Origin of the sequence: Nostoc sp. UCD121, assembly GCF_014222285.1 — a bacterium.
In the GTDB taxonomy this organism is placed as follows: domain Bacteria; phylum Cyanobacteriota; class Cyanobacteriia; order Cyanobacteriales; family Nostocaceae; genus Nostoc.
In genome coordinates, this window is record NZ_JACKZS010000067.1 from 14,783 (window position 1) to 34,499 (window position 19,717).

Below are 19,717 nucleotides of genomic sequence, written 5' to 3' on the forward strand. Positions count from 1 at the left end.
CCTTCTCCCAAGGGGAGACGCTAAAAGCGATCTGCCTCCTGCCTCCTGCCTTCTTCACTTTACGGCTTAACGACAACTACACCATAAGCATCTGGGGAAAGATACTCTTTGGCTGCTTGCATTAAGTCAGTTGCATCTTGACTCTGAATATAATCTGGGTAGTTAAAGGCGGGTTCTAAATCTCCCACCAAGGAATGATAGTAACCATACAACCCAGTGCGATCGCTTGGTGTCTCATTGCCAAAAATAAATCTGTTCGCTACTCGCCGCCGTACACGGGCAATTTCTGACTCTGTGACTAACTCGGTTTGGACTTTGCGAATGTGTTGAGCGATCGCATCTTCTACTTCTGCTAAATTTTCCACTGCACATTTAGCTGAAATATAAAATGTCCCTTGCAGCTGATTGCTCATGTTGCTCACAGAAATTGAAGTAACTAACCCTCGTTCTTCTCGTAAATCCCTCACCAGTCTTGATGTTCGTCCGTGTCCCAAAACTCCTGCTAAAACATCCAATCCATAGGTGCGATCTAACTGCGTCATTCCTGGAACCCGCCAAACCATCACTAGTCTCCCTTGCTGGAGACTTTCATCTGTAAATTCTCGGCGGACAATTTCTGTAAATGGTGACTCAGGATTTAGTGAGGAGTGGGTAACGCGATTAATCGCGTCTGTATTGAGTGGGCTTGCCGTGAGCGTAGCCGAACGGGAGTGCTGAGTTTTATTAGCTTTTGTAAATCCTTCAGCAACGATCGCAATTAATTCTTCCACAGGTAAATTGCCCACAGCTACAGCAGTAATTGACTGGGGTTGATACCAACTATGATGAAAATCCCGCATCTGCTGGGGTTTAAGTTCGGCAATTACCGATTCTGGCCCCAATACTGCACGACGATAAGGTAGCTCATTATATGCTGTCTCCATTACCCGGCGAAATGTCCGCCGTTGGGGATTATCCTCTGAACGCCTAATTTCTTCTAAAACTACTAATCGCTCACGTTCAAAAGCATCATCGGGAATACTAGCATTTGATACTACATCTATTTGTAATGGAGCAAGGTGGGCAAAATCTTTGGGGGCAGTAGTTATATAGTAATGAGTATAGTCTTGGCTGGTAGCGGCATTGGTGACAGCACCCCGTTCTTCAATTCGACGTTCAAACTCGCCGCTAGCCAGACGTTCTGTTCCTTTAAAAATCATGTGTTCTAAAAAGTGAGCCATACCGTTAATGGCATCAGATTCGACGGCTGAACCAACTTTAATCCATAAGTTGAGGTTTACAGCTTCAACTGGCATCTGCTCCGCTATGATTGTCAAACCATTGGGTAACTGATGCAGGGTTGGGCTATGAAGACGAGTAAATTTCCGCAGGGTTGAAGTCATTGCTACTTGTGTGAGGAGCTACGTTACCTCTTTATCTTATCCGCGACGCAAAATCTATATAAAAAGACCTTTCTCTAGCTTTAGAACTTTCAAATAAAAAAATATCCCCAAGTCGATTGCAAAATCTCTCCATTCCTCCTCACTCTGTGTTCTCTGCGCGGCAGTCGCTCATGGGGGAAACCCCCTACAGCCCTTCGGGCTACGGCAGTAGCCTATCCCTTTGGGAGAAGACCGCGCTGCCTTGCCTCTGTGGTTCGATAATTTATTTCTTGGAAATCCCTTACTACACAAAACTTGTCCCTCACCGACTCGGAGAAGGACAAGTTTTGAACTTTAGCTTAAGACAGAGAGAGGTTACACGAACTAACGAGAGTAAGGATTATTAAAGGTTTTCCAAGCTGCGATAGCCGCCTTTTGCAGGCGAAAATTGAAGTCCACTAAGTCTTTCATCAATAAATACCAGTTTCTCTCAACTTCATCCTGAATTACCGCCCAAGAGTCCTCTAAGCGATCGCGTTGCATCAGTTTTCTCCCTTCAACCAATTCTCGTGCTTGTCGCACAGCTTTCAAATAGGTTTCACGTGTGAGAGTTCCTGCTGAATCAGCCTCAGCTTGAGCGCGTCTTTTTAGTGCCTCAATCAGCGCTTTGGTTTCGCGCTTCACTTCATCACTTTCGTTAGCCATTTCGGTTTCTACTAGTTCGTCGGTTTGAGAACTAATTTCTACAATTACTATGGATTCTGTAGATTCAATGACTGTGCTTTCAAAGGATTCGATGTTGTTAGCATTCATAGTTAAAACATCCTTAATTGCAAAATTTACTCTTGGATGAAAACTACATCAAATGACAAATCAATAAGCTTTTGTTGGCAGTTGTTGCTCTAATTTCAATAATGCTGCAACTCGTGCTTCTGTAGCAGGGTGACTGGAAAATAAGTTACCTAAAAACTGTCCAGAGATAGAATTGATAATTAATAACGGTTCAAAAGCTGGATTGGCATTTAAAGGGATCTGTTTTGCTGAGGCTTCTAAGCGTTGTAATGCCCTAGCTAATGCACGGGGATTACCAGTTAATCTAGCAGAACCTGCATCAGCAGAGAATTCTCGTGTGCGCGAAATTGCTAGCTGAATAATCGTTGCAGCCAATGGCGCAAGCATTACTGTTAACAAAACGCCCAAAGGATTACCGCCTCTGTTGTTATCTCGTGAACCACCGCCAATCCATAAGCCGTAACTCACCATTTGCGCTAGGAATGAGATCGCACCAGCAACGGTAGCAGCAACAGCTTGTGTCAGGGTGTCACGATTAATAATGTGGGTAAGTTCGTGGGCGATAACACCTTCGAGTTCGTCGTCTGGCAATATATTCAAAATGCCTTCGGTGACAGCTACAGCAGCGTGTTCTGGATCGCGCCCAGTAGCAAAGGCGTTAGCACCTTGGCTTGGGACAATGTAAACTCTAGGCATGGGAATGTTAGCGCGATCGCTTAATCTCTGCACCATCCGATAAAGTCCTGGTGCTTCTCCTTCATTCACAGGCTGGGCCTGATATACTGCCAGAGCAATCTTATCTGATTGATACCAGGAAAATAGATTTGTTGCTGCTGCCAAGCCAATTCCAATTATTAAGCCACTACTACCGCCAATTACCCAGTAACTAATTGCGATCAAAAGACCACTTAATGCAGCTAGTAAAGCAGCCGTTTTCACTTGATTTCCCATATTTTCGCTCTCCTACTAATGCTGTATAAATTTTCTAGAAAACAGCATTACTTAAGCCATACTTTGATTGTATCCAGCTAAACTTAGATATATAGTACAGAAAACCTATCAGATAAGTACGGTTTTCCTACTTAACTTTTATAAAAAATAATTTAGTTTTTTTTGATACTTCTTCTTTTGGTAATAAAATTTATTTCTATAGATACTAAGGAGACATCTATCTGTAGAAGTAAATTGTTTATTCAGGCAGAAATTAAGGAGTTATAGTATGAAACAATTATGTCAATTTGACCTGTTTACTAAATCATCGCTTCCAATTCTTCCAAAGCCTGAAAACTTCCTACTTGCCAACTGCATTCCACGGCAGCAGGAATAATTTGAGTAATAGCTATATCTTCAAAATTAGGACTGGTATTAGATTTTATGTATGTCCCATCTCTGAGCAAATAAATAGAAAGGTTTCCACTGTCGTAAACCCATAATTCTGGGACTCCAATGGCTTCATAAGCATCAAGAGTAGTTTTTGATGTGACATCAGTTTCAATGGCTAAATCTGGCGGTGGATCATCAGGTTGTAAGCGGTCATGACCAATCATTTGTTGATAATTCTGAAGATAAAAGCAAGCATCAGGTTCAACTCCTGCCAGACCTTGCCGTTTAAAGGTGGTGGAGCCAAAAGGTTGATATTTGATATCTTTAGCCTTTAGCAACATTTTGACAATATCAGAAATTAAATCTTTGGGAATTTCATGTTCTGGTAAAGGAGCTATACTTTCTAAAGTACCCTGGCTGTAGGCAATTCGCGTAGTTCTTTTTTGTCCCAATTCTTCTAAAATAGATTCAAATTCTTGCCAGCTAACATCAGGAATAGTCACTGCGCTACCAGGTGCTAACTGCATCCGGATAGCAGCAGTCATGTCGCTTCGCTCCAATTCAAAATTGAAAATTCAAAATTGAAAATTCAATATCTATCAGGTTGCGGTGGATAATACAGCCCACCGTAACCTTTAGACTAATAGATTGAGTTTAACAAAAGCGATCGCTTACACCTTAAACTTCTCGGTAATCCGCTTCATCGCTTCTTCGACATTCTCCCGGCTGTTAAACGCCGAAATGCGGAAGTAACCTTCACCCGCAGCACCAAAGCCAGAACCGGGTGTCCCCACAACGTTGACAGTTTGCAGCAACTTATCAAAGAATTCCCAACTGGATAAACCATTAGGAGTTTTTACCCAAACGTAAGGTGCATTCACGCCACCATAAACTGACAATCCGGCGGCTGTGAGTTTCTCGCGGATAATTTTGGCGTTTTCTAGATAGAAACTAACCAATCCTTTGATTTGTGCTTGCCCTTCTTCAGAGTAAACCGCTTCGGCTCCCCGTTGAACAATGTAAGAAACACCATTAAATTTGGTAGACTGGCGACGATTCCAGAGTTTCCACAGTTCTACATCGGAACCATCGGCGGCTTTTCCTGTGAGTGTCTTCGGTACAACGGTTAAGGCGCAACGAGTTCCTGTAAAGCCTGCATTCTTGGAAAAAGACCGGAATTCGATCGCAACATCTCTTGCACCTTCTATTTCATAAATTGAGTGAGGAATCGATGGATCGGTAATATAAGCTTCGTAGGCTGCATCAAAGAAAATAATCGAGCCATTAGCTTTGGCATAGTCTACCCATGCCTTTAAATATTCCTTGGTAGCAGTTGCGCCAGTGGGGTTATTGGGAAAGCAGAGATAAATTAAATCGACTTTCTTTGAGGGAATCTCTGCGATAAAGTTGTTATCAGCCGTAATTGGCAGATAAACTAAGCCTTCAAACTCGCCTTTATCGTTAGCATCTCCCGTATTACCCACCATAACGTTAGTGTCTACATACACAGGGTAAACTGGGTCAGTAACAGCGATGATGTTATCATGACCAAAGATTTCTAGAATATTGCCGGTATCGCACTTGGAACCGTCGGAGATAAAGATTTCGGAAGCATCTATATTGGCTCCCCGTGCTTGGAAATCGTGAGTAGCAATTTTCTCCCGTAACCAAGCATAGCCTTGCTCTGGCCCGTAGCCTTTGAAGGTATTGCGATCGCTCATTTCTTCCACAGCTTTAATCATAGCTGTGCGGCAAGCCTCCGGCAGAGGTTCGGTAACATCACCAATGCCCAGCCGGATGATTTTAGCATCAGGATTCGCTTCTGCAAAGGCATTCACCCGCCGAGCAATTTCTGGAAACAGATAACCCGCTTTCAGCTTCAGGTAGTTGTCGTTAATAGTTGCCATTATGTAGATTATGAAAAACGCCCTCAAATAGCTTACTGCTAATTTATGAGGGCGCGGAGTGGGGAGTGGCACTTCGGCTACGCTCAGTGACCGAGGAGCAGAGGAGAATAACTAATGACAAATGACAAATGACTAATGACTAATGATAAATTCCCAATTAGACATTTACAGGCTGTTTATTATCGGCAATTACAAACTCCGTGATTGATTCTTTACCTGTAATTAATCTTGCTCCACGATTACGGGTGAAATAATTCCATGCCCACTGAATCATTACTACTAATTTGTTGTCAAATTCAATTAAGAAGTAGATGTGAATCACCAGCCAAAACAGCCATGCAAAGAAACCTTTCAGCTTGATAAAGCCCAAATCGACTACAGCAGAATTGTGCCCAATCATTGCTAAACTACCATGATCGGTATAAGCAAAGGGTGGCAAACTTTTACCTGCAAGTCGCTGTTGCACTAATGTTGCTACATATTCACCTTCTTGCTTGGCTACAGGTGCAACACCGGGTAACGGTTTACCATTTTGATGAGAAAAATTTGCTAAGTCACCAACTACAAAAATATTGGGATGTCCCTTAATACTCAAGTCAGGTTCAACGATAATCCGTCCAGCGCGATCGCACTCAGCACCTGTGCGTTCTGCTAGCACTTTTCCCATTGCTGAAGCTTTTACACCTGCTGCCCATAATACCGTTTTTGAGGCAATTTCTTTAACTTCATCGCCTTGTTTGAGGGTGACAGTATCATTTTCAATATTCGTTACCAGCGTTTTTGTCTGGACAATCACCCCCAAGCGCGTTAAGGATGCTTCTGCTTCTTGTGATAACTCTGGTGCAAAGGGTGGCAAAATGCGATCCAACCCTTCTAATAGCAAAATTTTCGCTTCCGATGTGTCGATGTTGCGGAAATCTTCTTTGAGGGTTTGATTTGCTAATTCTGCGATCGCACCAGCTAACTCTACACCAGTTGGGCCACCACCAACAATTACAAAAGTTAACCAAGCACGGCGTTTTTCTGGATCGGTTTCTTTTTCTGCGGCTTCAAAGGCTGAAAAAATCCGGCTACGCATTTCTATGGCATCTTCTACAGTTTTCAAGCCTGGGGCGAATTCTTCCCAGTTATCTTTACCAAAGTAGGAATGCTTTGCACCTGTGGCAACAATCAACGTATCGTAAGCTATTGCTTCGTCGCCCACAGTCACTTGTTTTGCTTCTGGATCAATATTATTCACTTCTCCCAGCAGCACTTTTGTATTCTTGCTCTTGCTGAGGACAGAACGCAACGGTGAGGAAATATCAGCAGGAGATAGCGCACCTGTGGCTACTTGATATAAAAGGGGTTGAAATAGATGAAAGTTACGTTTATCGATGAGAGTAACGTTTACTGCTGCCTTGGCGAGTGTTTTTGCCGCATACAGTCCCCCAAAACCACCACCAACAATAACTACTTTATGAGGTGGATTATTGTCAAGAGAATTTACCATAAGAAATATTATCCGGTATTCTGACTATTGTAACTATTCTTAACAAATTTGTATCAAAATTGTCATCATATATTTTGTATTCCTGTTTACATTTGAAGAATGATTAAAGCAATCAAAACTACAGGATAAATAGAACTTTTAAAGATAGAGGGTTAGACAATAAGATTTGGCAATATTTAACATACTCTTTGCTTATGTAAATTTATCAACGGTAGATGGAGGATTTATGCAAATTCATTCAGAACCAGTTGATTCTGGTGCTTGTGTCAAACTTGGTGAATGATTTCGTCGCCAACGGTTAAAGCCATAGATAAGAGCAGCAAAAATTAACAAATAGGGACTGTAAACAATTAACCAAATACCCAGCTTGAGTAAGCCAACGGAAAATGCACTCAAAGAATGGGTAGAGTTATTCCAAGTTTCCTGAACTTGCAAACCAAAAGCAGGTTGGGGACTGGTGCTAGAAACTGCTGCTTCAAGGTTGAGCGTAATGGTGGAATAAGCAACTTGATTTTGTAAGCTTTTGAGTTGGGCATCAATTTGCTCTATTGTTTGTCTGACATTACTTAATTCTTGGGCAACACTCAGCACATCCCTAACAGAACCCGCCCGATCCATAATTTTTTGCAAATTGGCTTCAGTTTTTTGTAAATTGGTTAATCTGGCTTGGAAATCCACCAAGCGATCGCCTACATCTTCCGCAGTAATATTACGACTCTCTACAGTGCCCAATTTAGCTAGTTCTTCCAGGGTAGGTTCTAGCCGATTCTCTGGTATCCGCAATTGGATTGTTGCTGTGTAACGTGGGTTGTCACTTTTGGGTTGTTGTTGTTTCAACCCGATTAAATCCCCTTGCTGTTTATTGATAATTTGCGAAACAGCATCTACAGTCTTATCTACAGAATTGACAGTCAAAGAAATTGCTGCCTTTTTAATGAGTTGGGGACGAGAACGCGCTATTGGTGCAGCTTCTGCATTTTGAGAAATACTGTTTTCACGAGCCGATGCAGATGCTGGATTTCCCGCACCATCGGCTGCAATTCGAGGTAACTCCTTATTTGCTAACTGAGGGGAAGAGGCGCAACTAGTGAAAATCACCCCTCCTAATAGCGCACTCACAAATAAAGCAGATGTGCGGGGCAATTTAGTCGAAGCGTACATAATCTATCCTCGGATGGATGAAGTTAAACCCAGTATTGCTGAAAGAAAACTCAAAACCTGTATTGTTGCGATTTATGTAACAGGATTAGTGATTGGGTATTGGGAATTGAGCATTGCTTCTCTGCTCCCTTTGAGTTCAAAGGGATAAAATTCGATGGTTGACAGTTCATCTGTGGTTACTCAATTTGGGGTACAATCGTAAGCCTGCCAATAAATGACGATGCTTGCTGACAGGAGATGCTTCTATGGCCCGGATGTACTATGACGAAGATGCCAATTTAGACCTTTTGGCTGGAAAAACTATTGCTATTATCGGCTATGGTTCTCAAGGTCATGCCCACGCTCTCAATCTCAAAGATAGTGGTTTGAATGTGATTGTGGGACTATATCCGGGTAGTAAGTCAGTAGCAAAAGCTGAAGCTGCTGGGTTAACTGTGAAGAATGTCGCAGATGCTGCCAACGCTGCCGACTTTATCATGATTTTGTTACCGGATGAAGTCCAAAAAACGATTTACAAAAACGAGATTGAACCAAATCTCGAAGAAGGAAATGTGTTAGCCTTTGCCCACGGTTTCAATATTCACTTTGGGCAAGTTGTACCACCGGCTAACGTAGATGTGGTGATGGTAGCACCAAAAGGGCCGGGGCATTTGGTACGGCGGACTTATGAAGGTGGGGAAGGTGTACCAGCGCTGTTTGCAGTTTATCAAGATGCCAGTGGTCAGGCACGCGATCGCGCCATGTCTTATGCTAAAGGTATCGGTGGGACTCGCGCTGGTGTTCTCGAAACCACTTTCCGCGAAGAAACCGAAACAGACTTATTTGGTGAACAAGCAGTATTGTGCGGTGGTTTGAGTGCTTTAATCAAAGCCGGATTTGAAACTTTGGTAGAAGCTGGTTATCAACCAGAATTGGCTTATTTTGAATGTCTGCATGAAGTCAAGCTGATTGTTGACTTGGTAGTAGAAGGCGGTTTAGCTAAAATGCGCGACAGCATTTCTAACACAGCTGAATATGGCGATTACACTCGTGGGCCAAGGATTGTTACCGAACAAACTAAAGCTGAAATGCAGAAAATTCTCAGCGAAATTCAATCTGGGCAATTTGCACGAGAATTTGTTCTCGAAAACCAAGCTGGTAAACCAGGATTTACCGCCATGCGTCGTAAAGAATCTGAACACAAAATTGAGGAAGTTGGTAAAGATTTACGCGCTATGTTTAGCTGGTTGAAAAAAGCTTAAGCAAAACAAGGATCTGAATGTAGAGACGTTGCAATGAAACGTCTCTACAATGATTTTGAAATTACGCAAAATTATTTTTCATGCCGCTATAGATGTTATTTAAAATGCGTAGAATAAGTGCATTTTAAATAACATCGTTTGCTTTAGATTTTGAGATAATCTGCAATGTACTCTCCATAGCGATCGCGCAACATTTGTTCGCGGAATTTGAATCCTAATGTTTTCCCTCGACAGGATAGAGATTTGCACAAGCACCGCGACACAGTAATTGGTTCATATTTCAGTGGTTTCGTAGTCCTAGATAATTTAGTTACATTTCACTTTCGAGGTAAAAGCCCCTCAACCACTCTGTACCTCAACTTTTGCTTCCGGCTCAATTTTTTGAGAGCTTTGACTTAGAAGCAGAGCAACTAAGACAAGAATCGCGCCAATTAGACCGCGTATTCCCAGATGTTCTCCAAGTAGCCAAAACGAGAAAATTGTGGCGAACAATGGCTCAAGTGTATAAAGTAAAGCTGTTTCGTCGGCTGAAACCCATTGCTGTGCCAATGTTTGCAGCCAGATAACAGCAGCCGTCGCCAACAGCCCTAAGTAGACAATCACTCCCCAATGCTGGTGAATTACCTCAAATTGGTTAAGAATTTGCGTGTTATTCCAGAGTAGACCTAGCACCGCAATGAACAAAAGTTGAACACTAGTGAGTGTTAAAGTGGGGTGACGGGAGGCGACTCGCTCTAGGAAAAGTATGTAGCCTGCATAGACAAAAGCATCAACGAACATCAACAGATCGCCAATTCCTAGTTCTCCCCCTTCCCAAAACATCACGCCAATACCGATCACGGCGACTCCAGCAGCTAAGAAAGTTCTTAACGGTACACGCTGACCACTTAGCCATGCTAGTAGCGGGACAATGAGTGCGTTCAAACTACCAATGAATGCAGCCCGATTCGCTGGTATAGTCTTGAGTGCAATTGTTTCTATAGCCAAGTAAAAGAAAAGCAAAAGCCCTAAGACTGTAGCATCACGCAATAAAAGTACGTTAATATTACGTAAATTTGCAGCCAAAACTGCGGCAGCGATGACAAAGCGTGTAGCGATTAATGCACTGGGTGGAAGGCTGGAAAGGATGTCTTTAGTCAATGGAAAAGTTGTAGCGCTAATTACATTGACAAGGATAAGCAGCATTATTCCTTTTAAACGCAACGTATTTTCAATTTGCATCAAATTAATTGATTGAATAATGTTTCTTTACATCCATAGAGAATGCGATCGCATAGAGAATGTTGATTTTCCTGTATCCAGTCAGCGTCTTCTGAATTTAAGATTTTTACTTGGGAAAGTTCTACGAAGCAAGTTGGCACAATAAAAACAAACTTTGTAAAAAAATTAAGTAGGATAAAATCCTTATACTTATTGCCTTATCTCAACGGCAATTATTTACGCCCATTTACTTAATCTGATTTTGGTAATTTTATGTCTTTTTTCACATTTCAATTAAAAGGTAAAACAAGTTAGCATTAATCCAATCCGAATTGTATCATTTGCTGCGTTATGTTTAAAATTTATAATTACTAAAAATCTCCTAGTCACAAAAATTATGTCACTAAGTAGATAGCGATAAAATAGGCGTTACTGAATTCAGGTATGAAAATGATTTTGCGTGATTTCAAAACCCTTATAGAGACGTTGCAATGCAACGTCTCTACACCAAGATTCATATATCTAATCAGCAACGCCATAAAATAATTAAAAATGTTAGTAGACGCTTCGCGTGATCGCTTGGTGATGGATACCTGCAAATGAGATTGCTACATTGCGCTTCTCGTACACTGCGGTAAGCCGCTACACATCATTTATGGATGCGATGATTTTGGTATCATTTCCATTTCTCTTTCCTAAAAGGAGAGAGGCTTTGAGGCTTAGTCACCAACGCTAGCCGGAAGGGGCTGTTCTTATCCCATACAATTGAGAAACCCTATTTATAATCTGGTGAAATACAAAAATAAATAATTTATACTTGCAAAAAGGCTTTAATTCCGTAACTACTAAAAGGATGCAGGTATGAGAAAGTTTTTTGATTTCTGCTTCGAGGTTGAATTTTATCTAAAAATTGCTATTACTTGCACTATTGTTCAGCAAATATTTTATTGGTTGTTGCACAATATAGAACTCAATTTTATAACTCAAGTGCTGTTATACTGGTTTGTTGGTTCTATTTCATTTTATAGCATTGGTCTTTTCATCGAAAAGGTAATTAAAAATAATGATAATTGGAGAGAGAAACTAACTGCCAGAGTTAAAAAAGTCAAAACACAACCATTCCCTTTATTTACTGCCAAAGGCATCATTACTGGAGAAATCAAAAGTTTCATAGCAGCTTTAATTATCCTCTACATAGCACCAGAGGTAAATAGAGGAAATAGTTTGCTCTCAAACTTTGGATGGTTTTTGATGAGAATAATTGTTGCTGATTTCTGTTTTTACGTTTCCCATTCGCTACTTCACAGAAAATTTTTACAAAAAATACATTTAAAACATCATGAGTTTGCCGACTCATCAAGTTTTGTTGCTGGACATAAGAGTTTGACTGAATATATTATTGTTACTATTACAGACCTTTTGCCTATCTTTATATTTGGGTATGATATCACCCAACTATGTGCTTGGACTATTATAGGTAATGCTTACAACCTTGAAGGTCATAGTTCCTTATCAATATTTTTTGTTCCATCAGATTTTCACGATCTTCACCACAGTTGTTTCAAGAGAAACTATGGAATTCAAGGATTTTGGGACAGGTTATTCAACACCCTAAACCCTCCTACAAAGAAGCCAGGAATTATGTTCCCTGTAGCTTATTTGGAGCATATCACCATGAAGTTTTCTAATACTTCAGATTGATTGAAAATTTTAAATCTAGAGAACCTATTTTTTGATGTTTGGCTTACAGTGTATACACAATTCTTTTAAAGTTGTTACACAAGCCTTTTATTTCCCCAACTCCACTTTTTAAGGGGGAAAATCTCTTAAACTTCTCCAATTTATAGGAGGATTTAGGAGAATCTGAAACATTTTTTTGTAGAAAGATGTGTGTACACCGTAGCTGATTCTTGGAGAGATAAAGCGTAGTTTGGTGGAGTTGGTTGCAATGAATCTAAGAATCCTAAATAATTGTCTAAACTCGATATTCATGAGGCAAAATTTTCAAGAAATTCTGACTCATTAATTTTATGCCAAAAATTACCACCCCATTGTTCCTGGACTACCTTTAAATGGCCCGACAATATCAGAGGTAATCCATCCCCCATAAAAATCACCAGGTTGAGACATAACTAGCTCATCATTTACATAGCAAGCATCCATTAAACTAGGGTAAAAAGCATAGTATTCTTGAATCGTTACAAAATCAGATGTGGGGTCAAAATATCGCCAAGCAGCGTTATTTATATACTTGTCACCGATGCTTATATCATAATACTGACACTTACCTTTCCATTCACACCAAGTTTTTTTAGGTGTTTCTATCAGATATTCTAGTTTAATATCTTCTGAAGGAATGTAATAAGAAGGAGGATGGCTAGTTTCTATAACTCTTTTAGCTTTACTTGTTTCTGCTAAAACAATATTATTAACAATTATCCGAATTGATTTGTTTGTATCTTCTAAACGAGCCGGACGCGGATAATCCCAAACTGACTCTTGACCGGGTTGTGGTGGAATAGGATTTGGTCTCATATTTAATAATTTCCTGTTTTTACGTTGCCATTAAAATACAAAGGTAGTTCGCATGAATCCAATTCCATTCTAGGGTGATTTTTCGTACTATTCCTCCTAGATTTTGAGCTAGTAATATGTTTGCTGTCTCAGTAATATATTGAGCCTGATCGTTACAGGGAAAAATGGAAGATGTAAAACTGCTATTCTGTTACTATTAGTATCCTGCAAAAAATTATTTTTCTAAAACCTCATGTTGGGCTTAATGCTTGATATCTTGAACAATCCTAAAACCGGCGTGTTGATAAAAATTAGGACGGAACCAGTTGCGATAATATTTTAAAGCTTCTGTACCGTTAGTTATCCAGCATCCTCCTAACATCATCTGATGTTTATTATCAAAAAATATTGCAGAATTATCTTCGTAAAGGAAATGAGGCTTATATCCTGATAAAGGATTTAAATTATCACTCAAGTGTTCCCAAAGGTTTCCGCGTAAATCGTACAAACCAGAATAACTTTTGGCGGTTTTTAACATTCCTACTGGACTAGGTGAGCCAAATTTTAAATTTATATTGTAATTGTCTATATCTTCTGCCAAACCACTACCATAGGTTGCTAAATGATATTCAGCTTCACTCATTAAACGGGTATTTTTACCTTGCCAACAACAGTAAGCCATTGCTTCATAGTGATTGACCTCTACAGGCCAATCTAAGGGTAAGTCGATTTCATCAAACATGGCTCGATACTTGTAACTGCCATTTTGAGGTATCCAAAATTTCGGATATTTGATGTTGTTTTCAGTTTTCCAATGCCAAGATTCTTCATCCCAATACGCTTGGTTTTCGTAGCTACCAGCCTTGACAAAATAACTAAAGTCTGCATTGGTAATCAGATATTTACTGGCTAAAAAAGGATCTACTTCAACAGTGCGATCGCCATAATCAATATCCCATCCATAGGTCGGATCGTTAAAGGCTTTGCCAAGTTTTACTACCCCACCCATAACTTGTATCATTTCGTTTTGAGCAGTGTAGCCATTAAAAGGGGCATATTGCCAGTTTTGAGGGCGTTTCACTCTCTCAATTGGTAGTTGGCGAATTAACATCGAAGAGGTTTCAATATGAATACGCTGGTGTTCAATCCCCATCATTAAAGCCCAGAGGGGATCGGTAGGGTGAATTGGTAGAGTAATTGGGGTAGTTTTAATTACTTCGGAAATTACTGTATATGCTTGTTTTCGATACGCCCAAGTTTGTGCAACTTGTGGCCATTCTAAATGAGCGATCGCTTGATTTAATTCCTCTGGTACTTCTGGATCAACTCCAATTTCAAACAGAATTTCATAGTCTGGATTAATCCTTTTTTCTAATAATCCAACGCTAATTAATTTATTGATGTAGAAAATAGCCGAGTGTCCCAGATAGAAAATTAGAGGGTTTCTCAAAGGATCGGGATTTAGATAAAATGTATCTTCCTCCACTAAAGTTTTCATCAGCATATCTTCTAGTTGCCAAGCATTCTCAAAATAATCGAGGATAACTTGGCGATCGCAACTATCTAGTTTAGGTGGATGAGTAGATTGAAGACTGTTCATGATGTAACTCAATTGCTATTATAGAGACGATTTAACTCTGGCTGATTTACTTGACAAACTTAATCAAAAAATTGCTAATGTTAATTGTTAATTGCATTCCGACTCTGTTTATCTTTTTCCAAATATGTTGAATATTGCTAAATGAAACATATCCATGAACAAAGAAATGCCGCTTCATTAGGCATTTATAAATGGCGAAAACTACTGCTATACCGTAGGAAAAACAAAATACCTACTTGCCTTAAGTAAGCGCCATTTATGAACAAACTATAAGCGTTATAAGTTAAGGTTTAAAGCCTAATTCACGGATATGTCTATTGAAATTCAACTTTGGGGAAGCAAAATTTAAGCTTGACAAAGAATTAACCCAAACCACTGATTGGGATCTGTCCAAGTTTTCAGAGTCTTAAGTCCATGTGTCTCCAGTTGTTTTTGCATAGTTACTAAATCAAACTTGCGAGAAATTTCGGTGAGAATGCTCTCTCCATCTGCAAAGCCAACTTGTAAATCTAGCGCTTCTAAAGATACCTCATGACTCTTTTGGCAATGCAGATACATTTCTATTTGAGCATCATTTTGATTATAAATAGCTTGGTGAGTGAATAATTTGAGGTCAAAGTTACCCTGAAAACGCCAATTTAAATGAGAAAGAATATTTAAATTAAAAGCAGATGTTACTCCCTGATTATCATTATAAGCTGGCTCCAAAATCTCCTTGGGTTTTTGTAAATCAATCCCCAAAAGAAAGTAGTCACCTGCCTGCAAAGTCCTAGTAATTTGACTTAAAAAATTATCACATTCTCGTGGGTTAAAATTCCCAAGAGAACTGCCTAAGAAAAAAATCATCCGTGATGCTGCAAATGTTGATTCTAGCTTTGTCAAGGCTTGTTCGTAGGTTCCTATTAATCCCTCAACAAATAAATTTGGATATTTATGTTGTAGTTTTAGTACGCTAGATTTAAGGATGCCATGACTAACATCAATGGGTATATATCTACAGTGGCTGGCAATTTTTTGGTAAGCATCTAGCAAAAAAAGAGTTTTTGTAGAACTCCCACTACCTAACTCTACAAGTTCACAATTACCTGTTATCTGAGCTATTTCATCGGCATATTGTCGTAAAATCCATGCTTCTGTTCGTGTTGGGTAATATTCTGATAATTCACATATTTGTTCAAATAGTTCTGAGCCGTAATCATCATAAAAATATTTAGGGGGTAAAGTTTTGGGATTTTGAATTAATCCTTGGATTACATCTTCACCTTCATTGTTGACAACTCGATTGTTCTCATTAAGAGATTTTAGATATGTAGCTAACATTGTGTCAATATGTTTAGTTCTGAATGAAGTACTTAATATGACATATTTAGTACTTTAATAGCAAGGCTTATTTGTAGGTAATTAACAATGAATCAAAATACGAAAAATCTCTCGATTTAGTGTGGTATTAAAGCAGCTTTTACTAATTTCATATTTGTTAATTAATTGAAATATGGGCTGATAAATAAGTCTATAGGAATAGACATAAATACACTGCTAGAGTTAAACATTATCTACTACTAAAAAATGCCAAAGTACATAAGTTAGCTTTATCGATGATAACTTATAATTTTATTTAAAAATAATTGGAGCTTTGATAGCGATCGCAAAATTCAAAGAACTCTTCTTTTTATTTTAATAGATAACTAAAGTTTATCGAAAATGAGTTTTATCAAATGCCAAGCTATCTATTTTTCTTTCATAAAAGTTAAATGATTTGCGATCGCCTGAATTAAAATATTTTCTCCTGTCAAAGACGCTTGCTATGCTAGGGTGTATACACAAGTATTTTAAAGTTGTCCCACAGCATTTAGATTCCCCCTATGGTAATAGGAGCCAAGGTTTCCCTTTTTAAGGTGGATTTAGGAGGATCTAACGTCGTTTTGTACCTTGTACAGAGTTGTATGTACACCATAGCTTAAAAGGAGAAAGGGTTTGAATTTTACTGCCCTTCCCTACAATTTCAATGCAATTCATAATCGCTATATGGTATTAAGTAGGTAGTTAAAATTAAAGATAATAGTAAAATTAAACATAAAATAAAATCCTACTTTTGAGGGATGAATCGCTCAAAAGCAGGATTGTTAGGGCTAAAGCCCTTACTACAAACTTTAATTTATTTAGGCTTAGTTACTTATCTTTTATAGTCATCAGAGAGATTTACAAGTATGAGTTTTAATAAATTTCGTGCAACTAATTTTGAGAAGCATACGGCGATGCCTTCACAGTAGGCATCGCGGATTTTAGATTTTATCTAAAATCCCAAATCGAGTTACCGATTCACCGCCGCAGCTTCTCTTGCTGCTGCTGCTTGATCTGGGTGGATACCCAAGCGGGTGAGATTAATCCGACCTTTGTTATCAATTTCACGGACTTTGATAATCACTTCATCGCCCACCGCTACTTCATCCTCAACTTTGCCAACGCGGTAGTCAGCTAGTTGTGAGATGTGGATCATCCCTTCTTTCCCAGGCAGAAATTCCACAAATGCACCTATCGGTATAATCCGAGTAATACGTCCTGCATAGACATCCCCTTCGTGCAACTTGCGGGTCATACCTTGGATGATATTTCTGGCTCTCTTCGCCTTGTTCTCATCCACAGCCGAAATTGTCACGGTGCCATCATCTTCGATGTCAATTTTTGCACCAGTTTCCTCTGTGATGCCCTTAATCGTCTTGCCTCCAGGCCCGATGACCAGACCAATCATGTCTGAGTCAATCTTGATTGTTAACAGACGTGGGGCATAAGGTGAGGTTTCAACCCGTGGCACGTCGATGCAGGCGAGCATTTTCTCCAGGATGTGCAACCTAGCTGCTTTGGCTTGGTGGACGGCTTGGGAAATAACCTCCAACGACAAACCGGGGATTTTCATATCCATTTGCAAGGCGGTAATTCCGGTATCCGTCCCGGCAACTTTGAAGTCCATATCGCCCAAAAAGTCTTCAATACCCTGAATGTCGGTGAGGATTCGTACTTCGTCCCCATCCTTAATCAGACCCATTGCTGCGCCACTGACGGGTTTGAGAATTGGTACACCAGCATCCATGAGGGCGAGGGTAGAACCGCAGACTGAACCCATTGAGGTGGAACCGTTGGAAGAAAGTACTTCCGATACGATGCGAATCACGTAGGGAAATTGTTCTTTTGAGGGTAACACAGGAATTAGCGATCGCTCTGCTAATGCCCCGTGACCAATTTCGCGCCTTCCTGGAGAACGCATTGGCTTGGTTTCCCCGACTGAGAACGGCGGGAAGTTGTAATGATGCAGATAACGCTTATGTTGGTCTAACTGCATATCATCGTTGAGGTTTTGAGCATCTCCAGGTGTACCCAAAGTACAAGTGGATAATACCTGAGTTAGTTCCCGGTTAAATAAACCGCTACCGTGGACTCGCTTTGGTAAGACACCAACTGAACAAGAAACACGACGTACTTCATCGAGTTTACGACCATCAACGCGAACATTATCTTCGATGATTTGCCGCCGCATGAAGTACTTGGTAATATCTTTAAAAGTGTTACCAAGTGCCTTGCTATTTGCAGTTGCAGCAATTCGAATTGGGTCTTCTTCTGGCAGTTCTTTAATCGTCGTGGCAATTTCATCCTTGACGACATCTAAAGCTGCATCGCGTTCGGGTTTGGTGAAGGTAAATTGAGAGAGAATTTTCTTAATCTGGCCGTTAGCGCGATCGCGGATATAGTTTTCTAGCGTCTGGTCTACTTCTGGTGGTGCTTCTTGCACTATCACTAAGCCCAGTTCTGCTACTAAATCTTGCTGCGCTTTGATTAAGTCCCGCACTGCTTCATAACCAAAGTCAATCGCCTCGATGATATCTCGTTCTGGCAACTGATTGGCTCCCGCCTCCACCATGATTACGCCATGTGGTGAACCGGCTACTACCAGATCCAAATCTCCGGCTTCAATTTCTGCATAAGTGGGGTTAATAATGAAATCATCTCCCACTAAACCAACGCGAACTGCTGCCATTGGCCCATTAAAAGGAATCTGGGCAATCAGGGTAGCGATGGAAGCGCCTGTAACTGCTAGCACATCGGGTGGAACCAACTCGTCCATCGATAGCGTTAAGGCGATAATTTGCAGGTCATCCCGTAACCATGAAGGGAACAAGGGACGCATGGGACGGTCTATAAGACGGCTGGTGAGAATTGTTTTTTCTGGTGGACGACCTTCCCGCCGCATGATCCCTCCGGGAATCCTACCAGCTGCATACAGTCTTTCTTCGTAATCTACAGTGAGGGGAAGAAAATCAATGCCTTCTCTGGCTTGCGATCGCGTAGCTGTCACTAAAACGGATGTGTCCCCTGATTCTATCAAAACCGACCCACCTGCCTGGGGAGCTAGTAAGCCTACTTTCAGTCGAATATCCCTTCCATCGAAGGATATTGACTTATCAACTTCTGCCATTCAGTTCTTTTTCCTTCTCTTTCGCTATTCTCTTTCTGTGGCAATCCTAACATTTATGCACTAGGGCTGACTTCTAGTACATACAAAGATAAGACTTGTCATCAATCCAAAGCACGATACATCATCAGCGCGTCTACCACTTGTTCATCCCCTAGCTTTGCCGCACGCGGGATTCGTCCAATAATCTCAAATCCTAACGACTGCCAAAGGGTAATTGAAGGTATATTAGTTTCAAAGACCAAATTGAACATTACTGCTTCGTAGCCCAGGTCTGCTGCTATCAAGAGCATAGCCTCCCCCATGAACCGTCCGATTCCATGACCGCGTAACCCAGGTTGTACAATAAAACCAGCGTTGCAAATATGGCAACACCGACCGGGGAAGTTTGGTTTTAAATAAAATGCCCCTAATATTTCATTTGGCTTGTGTATAGCATCCAAAACAGATGTCCTGACAACAAAGGCATCCTTGCTTAACCAGTAAGTTGAAAATTCTGCCTGAGATAGAGGTTGCCTTTGGGGATAAGTTTTGCCTTCAACAATTACAACATTGAGTAATGCTCTTACAACCTCCTGTTCTTGAGGATGCATATAATCTAGTTCTACTGTTATGTTATTTTTTAGAACTTTAAAAAAGGGGAAATCCATTATTAATAATG

16 protein-coding genes are annotated in these 19,717 nt (G+C 40.3%); 2 read left to right on the top strand and 14 right to left on the bottom strand.

The window, feature by feature from the left end; all coding sequences use genetic code 11:
* Positions 1-59 precede the first annotated feature (59 nt).
* The 7 genes from GNF10_RS16065 to GNF10_RS16095 all read right to left on the bottom strand — a co-directional run bounded on the left by GNF10_RS16065 (position 60) and on the right by GNF10_RS16095 (position 8,036).
* Positions 60-1,382 carry a pitrilysin family protein gene (locus tag GNF10_RS16065; RefSeq protein WP_185584856.1) on the bottom strand — a complete coding sequence of 441 codons (1,323 nt, stop codon included), beginning with the start codon at positions 1,380-1,382 and terminating at the stop codon, positions 60-62.
* Positions 1,383-1,745: 363 nt separating this feature from the next.
* The gene (locus GNF10_RS16070) at positions 1,746-2,174 is read right to left on the bottom strand and encodes a hypothetical protein (protein ID WP_185584855.1); all 429 of its coding nucleotides are present in this window, start codon (positions 2,172-2,174) and stop codon (positions 1,746-1,748) included.
* 60 nt (positions 2,175-2,234) lie between these two features.
* The gene (locus tag GNF10_RS16075) at positions 2,235-3,104 is read right to left on the bottom strand and encodes a zinc metalloprotease HtpX (RefSeq protein ID WP_185584854.1); all 870 of its coding nucleotides are present in this window, start codon (positions 3,102-3,104) and stop codon (positions 2,235-2,237) included.
* A 299-nt stretch (positions 3,105-3,403) separates the two neighbouring features.
* Positions 3,404-4,021, bottom strand: coding sequence for a Uma2 family endonuclease (locus GNF10_RS16080; protein WP_260446026.1), 618 nt, complete (start codon positions 4,019-4,021; stop codon positions 3,404-3,406).
* Between the two features lie 126 nt (positions 4,022-4,147).
* Entirely contained in the window at positions 4,148-5,383 is a 1,236-nt protein-coding gene (locus GNF10_RS16085) for an LL-diaminopimelate aminotransferase (protein ID WP_185580958.1), read from the bottom strand.
* 157 nt (positions 5,384-5,540) lie between these two features.
* Positions 5,541-6,875 (bottom strand): NAD(P)/FAD-dependent oxidoreductase, encoded by a 1,335-nt coding sequence (locus GNF10_RS16090; RefSeq protein ID WP_185580959.1) that lies wholly within the window; start codon positions 6,873-6,875, stop codon positions 5,541-5,543.
* A 234-nt stretch (positions 6,876-7,109) separates the two neighbouring features.
* Positions 7,110-8,036, bottom strand: coding sequence for a DUF4349 domain-containing protein (locus tag GNF10_RS16095; RefSeq protein ID WP_185580723.1), 927 nt, complete (start codon positions 8,034-8,036; stop codon positions 7,110-7,112).
* Between the two features lie 245 nt (positions 8,037-8,281).
* Here GNF10_RS16095 and ilvC point away from each other — a divergent pair, with 245 nt between their 5' ends.
* Positions 8,282-9,277 (top strand): ketol-acid reductoisomerase, encoded by a 996-nt coding sequence (gene ilvC / locus GNF10_RS16100; protein ID WP_069070300.1) that lies wholly within the window; start codon positions 8,282-8,284, stop codon positions 9,275-9,277.
* A 339-nt stretch (positions 9,278-9,616) separates the two neighbouring features.
* Here the strand turns inward: ilvC and GNF10_RS16105 are convergent, their stop codons facing one another.
* Positions 9,617-10,462 (bottom strand): DMT family transporter, encoded by an 846-nt coding sequence (locus GNF10_RS16105; protein ID WP_260446025.1) that lies wholly within the window; start codon positions 10,460-10,462, stop codon positions 9,617-9,619.
* Between the two features lie 35 nt (positions 10,463-10,497).
* Positions 10,498-10,638: a hypothetical protein gene (locus tag GNF10_RS16110; RefSeq protein WP_185592398.1), complete on the bottom strand. Its 141-nt coding sequence runs from the start codon at positions 10,636-10,638 to the stop codon at positions 10,498-10,500.
* Between the two features lie 700 nt (positions 10,639-11,338).
* Between GNF10_RS16110 and GNF10_RS16115 the strand changes: the two genes are divergently transcribed.
* Positions 11,339-12,178, top strand: coding sequence for a sterol desaturase family protein (locus GNF10_RS16115; RefSeq protein ID WP_185581286.1), 840 nt, complete (start codon positions 11,339-11,341; stop codon positions 12,176-12,178).
* A 339-nt stretch (positions 12,179-12,517) separates the two neighbouring features.
* Here GNF10_RS16115 and GNF10_RS16120 read toward each other — a convergent pair whose 3' ends face one another.
* The 5 genes from GNF10_RS16120 to GNF10_RS16140 form a co-directional block, all read right to left on the bottom strand.
* Complete coding sequence (locus GNF10_RS16120) at positions 12,518-13,012, bottom strand: DUF427 domain-containing protein (protein ID WP_185581283.1); 495 nt, start codon at positions 13,010-13,012, stop codon at positions 12,518-12,520.
* Positions 13,013-13,253: 241 nt separating this feature from the next.
* The gene (gene ovoA / locus GNF10_RS16125; protein WP_185581284.1) at positions 13,254-14,591 is read right to left on the bottom strand and encodes a 5-histidylcysteine sulfoxide synthase; all 1,338 of its coding nucleotides are present in this window, start codon (positions 14,589-14,591) and stop codon (positions 13,254-13,256) included.
* A 345-nt stretch (positions 14,592-14,936) separates the two neighbouring features.
* Positions 14,937-15,911 (bottom strand): L-histidine N(alpha)-methyltransferase, encoded by a 975-nt coding sequence (egtD, locus tag GNF10_RS16130; protein WP_185581285.1) that lies wholly within the window; start codon positions 15,909-15,911, stop codon positions 14,937-14,939.
* A gap of 991 nt (positions 15,912-16,902) precedes the next feature.
* Positions 16,903-19,059, bottom strand: a complete 2,157-nt coding sequence (locus tag GNF10_RS16135) for a polyribonucleotide nucleotidyltransferase (protein WP_185583057.1) — start codon at positions 19,057-19,059, stop codon at positions 16,903-16,905.
* Between the two features lie 101 nt (positions 19,060-19,160).
* Positions 19,161-19,706, bottom strand: a complete 546-nt coding sequence (locus GNF10_RS16140) for a GNAT family N-acetyltransferase (protein WP_185583059.1) — start codon at positions 19,704-19,706, stop codon at positions 19,161-19,163.
* Positions 19,707-19,717: the final 11 nt, after the last annotated feature.